This window comes from Rhodopseudomonas sp. B29, assembly GCF_000333455.1.
In the GTDB taxonomy this organism is placed as follows: domain Bacteria; phylum Pseudomonadota; class Alphaproteobacteria; order Rhizobiales; family Xanthobacteraceae; genus Rhodopseudomonas.
In genome coordinates this window covers 1-7347 of the sequence record NZ_BADD01000441.1, presented here as the reverse complement: position 1 = coordinate 7347, position 7347 = coordinate 1, and the positions used below count along the sequence as shown (strand labels likewise).

Here is a 7347-nt window from a genome sequence, read left to right as displayed (position 1 = left end):
TCAACACAAAGCCCGCGCGCGGCGGGCTTTTCTTTTCGCGAGCTGCGTGCAGCCGAGCGTCAGTGCTTGATCTCCGGCGGCAGCTTGCCGCCATTGGCGGCGAGCTTGCTCATCACCTGCTTATGCAGCCAGATGTTCATGCTGGCGCTGTCGCTGGTGTCGCCGGTGTAGCCGAGCTCGTGCGCCAGTTCCTTGCGGGCCGACAGGCTGGAGTCGATGTCGAGCGCCTTCATCAGGTCGACGATCGAGGTGCGCCATTCCAGCTTTTCGCCGTGCGCCTTCACGGCCTTGTCCAGGATCGGTGCGACGTCGACGGTCTGCATCGGCGCGGCAGGCGCCGGCGCGGGTGCCGCGGCAGTGGTGCCGCCAGCTGAGCCGGCTGGCGTTGCGCCAGGAGCCGAGGCGGATGCCGAGCCGGGTGCAGCGTCCGCGTGGCTGCCAAAAATCGCCGACATGATCTTGCCGAAGATGCTCATCGAGGTCTCCATTTCGAGGAAAGAGAAAGCAGAATAGCCCGTCTTAACAAAGACGGCATGACGGCGGTTCCATCTTGCTGTGCGGCGGCCAAAGTGCCGTAGTCCTGGCGCCCTTTCCACCCATCAAGCGTATCCGTTTGCAGGCGCTGATTACTTCGCACCTGCACAGGATTAGCGGTGATTAGTTGCACCGCAGTGCTTCGCGGCTCACCGAAGCGTGACGAGGCCGCGTGACGCTTCGGCGTTAGTCTGTCCTGACAGGTCGCGGCAAGGTTCAGGTCTGAAAGACCAATCACTCCATTGCTCTCGCGTCTGGTCGCTTCAGCTCTGCCCATTGCCGCGTCGAAACGACGCCGCGCCCTCGTTGGCGTGGCGCACAGCTTGCCGACAGCAAGCGCAACAAGGGAGAGACACCATGGCGCTGACCTATCCGAACAATGCCCCTGCTCTCGGCGGCCGAACCTCGGCCGATCTGCCGGAGGTTCGGCATCTCACGTTTTCCGACCTGCAAGACTCGCTTCGCCGCGGCTGGGCCGACTTCATGGCGTTTCCCAGTCACGCCGTGATGCTGGTGGTGATCTATCCGGTGCTCGGCCTGGTGCTGGCGCGGCTCGTGCTCGGCTATTCGGTCGCGCCGCTGCTGTTTCCGCTCGCCGCCGGCTTCGCGCTGATCGGACCGTTCGCCGCGCTCGGCCTCTACGAACTCAGCCTCCGGCGCGAACTCGGCGAACAACCGTCGGCCTGGCAGGCCTTCGAGGTGCTGCGCTCACCTTCGCTCGGGGCGATGCTCGGCCTCGGCGCTCTGCTGTTCGCGGCGTTCGGCGTCTGGATCGCGGTGGCGCAGGCGATCTATACGGCGACGTTCGGCAATGCACCGGCCGCCGCGATCCCTGATTTCGCTCAGCGTGTGCTGACGACACCCGAAGGCTGGACGCTGATCGTGGCCGGCTGCGGCGTCGGCTTCCTGTTTGCGCTGGCGACGCTGTGCGTCAGCGTGGTGGCATTCCCGATGATGCTCGACCGGCAGGCCGGTATCGCCGACGCGGTCGCGACCTCGCTGCGGGTCGCCGCCCGCAACCCGATGATGATTGCCGCCTGGGGCCTGATCGTCGCCGCGCTTCTCGTCGTCGGATCGCTGCCGGCGTTCCTCGGCCTTGCCGTGGTCATCCCCCTGCTCGGCCACGCCACCTGGCATCTCTACCGCAAGGCCGTCGAGCCCAACCCGCAGCCGCCGGTGATCCGACCGAGCCGTCGCATCAAGCGTTCCGCCGCCGATTTCCCGGCAGCACTATTCCCGTTGTCGCGCCGCGATTGAGTCGCCGGCGTCGGGGCAGGCCGGCTGCCATACAGGCAGTCGGCCTTTTATTGTGCGTCGCACCCGAGTGGAGCCCGATGTTAGTTGAACGGTTATTCAAATCGCGAACCGCATGCACCTGACGCATGGTGAGAGCCGGCATTCGCCAACCAGCTTAAGCATTTGGTATCGGGCTTCCTCTGGGACGGGCTCAGATAATCGTTCGGCAAACGAGATAAGCCAATCAAAATCAATTGTTTACATTACACTTCACCTCGGAACTGGCGAAAGGACGCAGATTCAGGCTGTGGGGGCGACCTACGTAATTTTCCGAAGGCTTAATCATTCCTTGCCGTCGATATGCGTCAATCGCCTAGCTGCGGTGCAACATTTACGCTGCTGGAATCGAAGGTATCTCGCTATATTCCTCCTTGCCGGTTCGGTCCTTCCGAAGGGCTGAATCGAACAAGGAGATCCACCATGTTGCTGTCGCTCATTCGCGCCCTCAAGGCGTTCCGGGACTATCAGCGCAATGTCGCTGAACTCTCGCAGCTCAGCGATCGCGAACTGGCCGATATCGGCATCGACCGCTCGGACATCCCGCGCGTCGCGTCCGGTCACTTCAACGGCTGAACCCGATCGCAGCTGATCGCTGACCACAACGCCCGCAGCCTTGCGGGCGTTGTCGTATCTGGGGCCGACTTCTTCAGCGGAACGCCCTCGCCGCCGAAACGGCATTTGATCGCCCGGCAAATCGCGCTAGCTGTAGCCGCATGACCAGCACAGCGCCCTCTTCGCCCATCCACATCATTGGCGCCGGCCTCGCCGGCTCGGAAGCTGCCTGGCAGGTGGCACGCGCCGGCCTGCGAGTCGTGCTGCACGAGATGCGGCCGCATCGCTCGACCGAGGCGCACAAGACCGACGGCCTCGCCGAACTGGTTTGCTCCAACTCGTTCCGTTCGGATGACGCCGCCAACAACGCCGTGGGGCTGCTGCATGCCGAAATGCGCCGGCTGGATTCCTTGATCATGCGCGCGGCCGACGCCAACCAGGTGCCCGCCGGCGGCGCGCTGGCGGTCGATCGCGACGGTTTCTCCGCTGCCGTCACCAAGGCGCTCGCGGAGCATCCGCTGATCGAGATTCGCCGCGAAGAGATCGACGGCCTGCCGCCGGAGGAATGGGACAACGTCATCGTCGCGACCGGCCCGCTGACTTCGGCGCCGCTCGCCGACGCGATCCGTGCCCTCACCGACGAGAACGCGCTGGCGTTCTTCGACGCCATCGCGCCGATCGTGCACCGCGACTCGATCGACATGTCGGTGGCGTGGTTTCAGTCGCGCTACGACAAGGCGGGCCCCGGCGGCTCGGGCGCCGACTATCTCAACTGCCCGATGAATCGCGAGCAGTACGACGCCTTCGTCGATGCGCTGATCGACGGCGAGAAGGTCGACTTCAAGGATTGGGAAAAGGACACGCCGTATTTCGACGGCTGCCTGCCGATCGAAGTGATGGCCGAGCGCGGCCGCGAGACGCTGCGGCACGGGCCGATGAAGCCGGTCGGGCTGACCAATCCGCACAATCCGACCGTAAAGGCCTACGCCATCGTGCAGCTGCGCCAGGACAACAAGCTCGGCACGCTCTACAACATGGTCGGCTTCCAGACCAAGCTGAACTACGGCGCCCAGCAGCGCGTCTTCCGCACCATCCCCGGGCTGGAAAACGCCGAGTTTGCAAGGCTCGGCGGGCTGCATCGCAACACGTTTCTGAACTCTCCCAAGCTGCTCGACGAACAACTGCGGCTTCGCGCGGCGCCGCGTCTGCGCTTCGCCGGGCAGATGACGGGTTGCGAGGGCTATGTCGAATCCGCCGGCATCGGCCTCGTCGCCGGCCTGTGCGCCGCTGCGCAGGCGCAAGGCACGGCGCTCGCCCCACCCCCGCCCACCACGGCGCTCGGCGCCCTGCTCGGCCACATCACCGGCGGCCACATCGAGACCATCGACGCCGGCCCGCGCTCGTTTCAGCCGATGAACATCAACTTCGGTCTATTCCCTCCACTCGCCAATCCGCCGACCAAAGGCCCCGACGGCAAGAAGCTCCGCGGCCCGGAAAAGTCCGTCGCCAAGAAACAGGCGCTCAGCGCCCGTGCTCTGGCCGATCTTGATGCGTGGATCGCCGGGCATCTGCGGCTGGCGCAGGCGGCGTAGTTACTCGCCGCCTCCTGCAGCCGTCACCCTGAGGTGGCCGCGCAGCGGCCCTCGAAGGGCGACGGCGTTGGCACAGCCCGCCTGTGGCGGTCATCCTTCGAGGCGCGCAAGAGCGCGCACCTCAGGATGACGGCTTTGCTTGTACCAACTACTAACTACCGAAACGCTTTGCTCCGCGCCGCTCGCCACAGAGTCCAGAGCGTCGCCAACCGCGAGCGCTCGAAGGGCGTGAAGGGATTGCGGTCGGGCTTTCCGAGCTCGTCGAGGTCGCGGCCGACCAGGGTTAGCGGGAGGAAAGCTGGACGCGCTTCGCGCGGTACGTCGCTCAGCATCTTCAGTGCGCCGTCGAGTTGCTCGCGCGCTTGGCCGATCAAATCGTCCAGCGCGGCGCGGAGCTTCGGCTGCGGCTGGCCGCCGAACGCCTCGTGCTCGCCGCTGCCGTGACGTTCTAACACGTCCTTGGGCAGATAGAGCTGCCGCCGCGCCGAATCGTAGCCGAACCGTGCGATCAGCCGCGTCAGGCCGTGGGCCATCGCGGCGTGGCGGGCCAGATGATCGATGGCCTCGCCGCCATGGCCGAGGATGCGGGCGGCAAGAACGAACAACGCACCTTCGGTTTCGGACAGATGCGCCGACAGCACGTCCATGTCGGGCATCGGATCGTTGTAGAGATCGAACAGATGCGCCTCGATCAGCCGCGTCAGCGTCTCGCGCGGCAGCTGGTAGGCTTCGACGGCGCTGAGCAATTCGACGGCGACCGGATTGCCCTCGGTGCCGCCATGCGCGTTGCCGGCGAGCAGATCGGTCCAATATTGCAGCCTGATCTCACCGGGTAATGGCTGGCTAACGAGGCCACGGACGCGTTCGATTTCGATGTTGAAGGCGTACAGCGCCAGCAGCGCCCGGCGGCTCACGGCATCGACGAACAGCGTCGCCGCGTAGCGATCGAAATCGTGGCTGCGCACCAGATCGGCGCAGAACGCGGCATCGCTGGTCGCAGGCGCGCTCACGGCACGGCGATCAGCGCGGCGGCGACCCGGCGCCGCTCGCCGATCATGATGTTGTAGGTGCGCACCGCGGGGCCGGTCTGCATCGGCTCGAGCACGATGTTCACGGCGCGGAGCTGCTCGCGTAATTGGCGCGGCGCGATCCACACGTTCTGGCCGGTGCCGATGATCAACGTCTCGATCGCGCTGGCGTTGTCGAACACGCGCTGCAAGGAGTAGCGGTCGATCTGCTCGGAGCGCTCGACGTCCCAGCGCCACACTGAATCCGGCAGGAACAGCAGCGAACCCTGATGCGACATCTCGGCGAAATAGAACCCGCCTTTGCCGTAGGCTTCGACCTCGGCGGCGCGCGGGAAATGCGGGACGTCGTTCTGCTCGGCCAAATCGATTGCCCCGCCTTGTATTGATCAGATCGCCAGCCGCGAAGCCGACTGGTTCTTCAAGCCAGTTGCGGCGCAATGGTTCAAAGCGCCGCCGCAAACCGCGTTAGCGCTTACGCGGTTTGGACTTCGACGAACCCGCCGCCTTCGGCGCGCTAGCGGGTTTCGCCGCCGGCGTCGCCGTCGCGGCTGGAGCAGCGGCGATCGCCGGTGCTAGCGGCGCTTCGTCGACCTCGTCCTTGTCGCCCGGCGTATCCAGCCGATGGGTGCCGACGCCGAGATAGATCAGGATCGGCGCTGCGATGAAGATCGACGTGTAGGTGCCGACCAGCACAACGCCGAACATCATCACCGCGGTGAAGGAGTGGATGGCGTTGCCGCCGAACAGCAGCAGCGCGAGCAGCGCCAGCGTCACGGTGACGTGGGTGATGATCGAACGCGACAGCGTCGAATTGATCGACTCGTTGAGGAGCTGCGGCATCGGCATCTTTTTGTAACGCCGCAGCATCTCGCGGATACGGTCGTAGATGACGACGGTGTCGTTGAGCGAGTAGCCCAGAATTGTGAGCAGCGCCGCGATCGAGGTCAGGTCGAAATCGACCTGAGTGATCGACATGAAGCCGATCGTCAGCACGATGTCGTGGACGTTGGCGATCATCGCGCCGAGCGCGAACTGCCATTCGAGCGGAACCACAGATAGATCAGGATGCCCAGGATGGCGAACATCAGGCCGAGCATGCCGTAGGCGAGCAGCTCGCTGGACACGCGCGGGCCGACGACTTCGACGCGACGATAGTCGACCGAGTCGCCGAGCGCACCGCGTACCTTCTGCACCGCCGCCTGCTGCGCCTGGTCGCCGCCGGGCTGCTCCGCGACGCGGATCAGGACTTCGTCAGGACCGCCGAACTGCTGCAGCTGCACGTCGCCGAGGCCGAGCCCGCCGAGCGTCTTGCGCATCGTGGCGATATCGGCCGTGCCCGACTTGGCACGGACTTCCATCAGCGTGCCGCCCTTGAAGTCGATGCCGAAGTTCAGTCCGTGGGTGAAGAAGAGCGTGATCGCGCAGATCGACAGCACCGCCGAGATCGGGAAGCTGATGCGGCGGAAGCGGGTGAAATCGAAATGGGTGTCGTCCGGCACGATGCGCAGCGCCGGCAGCCAGCCGAAGATGCTGACGATGGTCAGCACCGTGATCAAAACGCCCAGCCCGATCAAAATCCAATGTGTCACGACGTGTTCTCTCGGGTTCTAGTCGTCAGATCGGCACGTGATGCGGCCGCTTCCAGCGCACCCACGTGGCCACGATCAGCCGGGTCAGCGTGAAGGCGGTGAACACCGTCGTCAGAATGCCGATGCCGAGCGTCACCGCAAAGCCGCGCACCGGGCCGGTGCCGATATAGAACAGCACCGCCGCGGCGATGAAGGTGGTGATGTTCGAGTCGAGAATGGTCGACAGCGCGCGTTTGAAGCCGGCGTCGATCGCCGAGATGGCGTTGCGGCCGCCGCGGATTTCTTCGCGAATGCGCTCGTAGATCAGCACGTTGGAGTCGACCGCGATGCCGACGGTGAGCACGATGCCGGCGATGCCGGGCAGCGTCAGCGTGGCATTGAGCAGCGACAGCAAGCCGAAGATCATCGCGACGTTGACCGCCACGGCGATGTTGGCGAACACGCCGAACAGCCGATAGGTCAGCAGCATGAAGACGATGACGAGGATAGATCCGACGTAAGCGGCGAGTTCACCTTTGGCAATCGAATCCTGGCCGAGGCCGGGGCCGACGGTGCGTTCTTCGATGATGGTCAGCGGCGCCGGCAGCGCGCCGGCGCGCAGCAGGATCGCCAGATCGTTGGCGCTCTGCACGGTGAAGCTGCCGGAGATCTGGCCGGAGCCACCGGTGATCGGCTCGTTGATGCGCGGCGCCGAGATCACCTCGTTGTCGAGCACGATGGCGAACGGCAGGCCGACATTGTCGGTGGTGGCGCGGG

At 65.0% G+C, this 7347-nt stretch carries 7 protein-coding genes and 1 pseudogene; 3 read left to right on the top strand and 5 right to left on the bottom strand.

What is annotated here, in order from left to right; translation table 11 throughout:
• Window positions 1–59 precede the first annotated feature (59 nt).
• On the bottom strand, window positions 60–476 hold the full coding sequence (locus I5M_RS15780; RefSeq protein WP_031336580.1) for a DUF3597 domain-containing protein: 417 nt from the start codon (window positions 474–476) through the stop codon (window positions 60–62).
• Window positions 477–891: 415 nt separating this feature from the next.
• Between I5M_RS15780 and I5M_RS15775 the strand changes: the two genes are divergently transcribed.
• From I5M_RS15775 to trmFO, 3 genes are all read left to right on the top strand, one after another.
• Entirely contained in the window at window positions 892–1791 is a 900-nt protein-coding gene (locus I5M_RS15775; RefSeq protein ID WP_022722276.1) for a DUF2189 domain-containing protein, read from the top strand.
• 459 nt (window positions 1792–2250) lie between these two features.
• Window positions 2251–2403, top strand: a complete 153-nt coding sequence (locus tag I5M_RS31440; RefSeq protein WP_022722275.1) for a DUF1127 domain-containing protein — start codon at window positions 2251–2253, stop codon at window positions 2401–2403.
• 140 nt (window positions 2404–2543) lie between these two features.
• The gene (gene trmFO, locus I5M_RS15765) at window positions 2544–3974 is read left to right on the top strand and encodes a methylenetetrahydrofolate--tRNA-(uracil(54)-C(5))-methyltransferase (FADH(2)-oxidizing) TrmFO (protein ID WP_022722274.1); all 1431 of its coding nucleotides are present in this window, start codon (window positions 2544–2546) and stop codon (window positions 3972–3974) included.
• Between the two features lie 155 nt (window positions 3975–4129).
• On the opposite strand, the gene I5M_RS15760 is transcribed toward trmFO, so the two are convergent.
• The 4 genes and pseudogenes from I5M_RS15760 to secD form a co-directional block, all read right to left on the bottom strand.
• On the bottom strand, window positions 4130–4984 hold the full coding sequence (locus I5M_RS15760; RefSeq protein WP_022722273.1) for a phytoene/squalene synthase family protein: 855 nt from the start codon (window positions 4982–4984) through the stop codon (window positions 4130–4132).
• Window positions 4981–5364 (bottom strand): Mth938-like domain-containing protein, encoded by a 384-nt coding sequence (locus tag I5M_RS15755; protein WP_022722272.1) that lies wholly within the window; start codon window positions 5362–5364, stop codon window positions 4981–4983. Before I5M_RS15755 ends, I5M_RS15760 begins: the two co-directional genes overlap by 4 nt.
• Before the next feature lie 103 nt (window positions 5365–5467).
• A pseudogene (gene secF / locus I5M_RS29875) lies at window positions 5468–6591 on the bottom strand (protein translocase subunit SecF).
• A gap of 25 nt (window positions 6592–6616) precedes the next feature.
• Window positions 6617–7347 (bottom strand): protein translocase subunit SecD (gene secD, locus I5M_RS15745; RefSeq protein ID WP_022722271.1); only part of this gene is annotated, 731 nt, incomplete at its 5' end.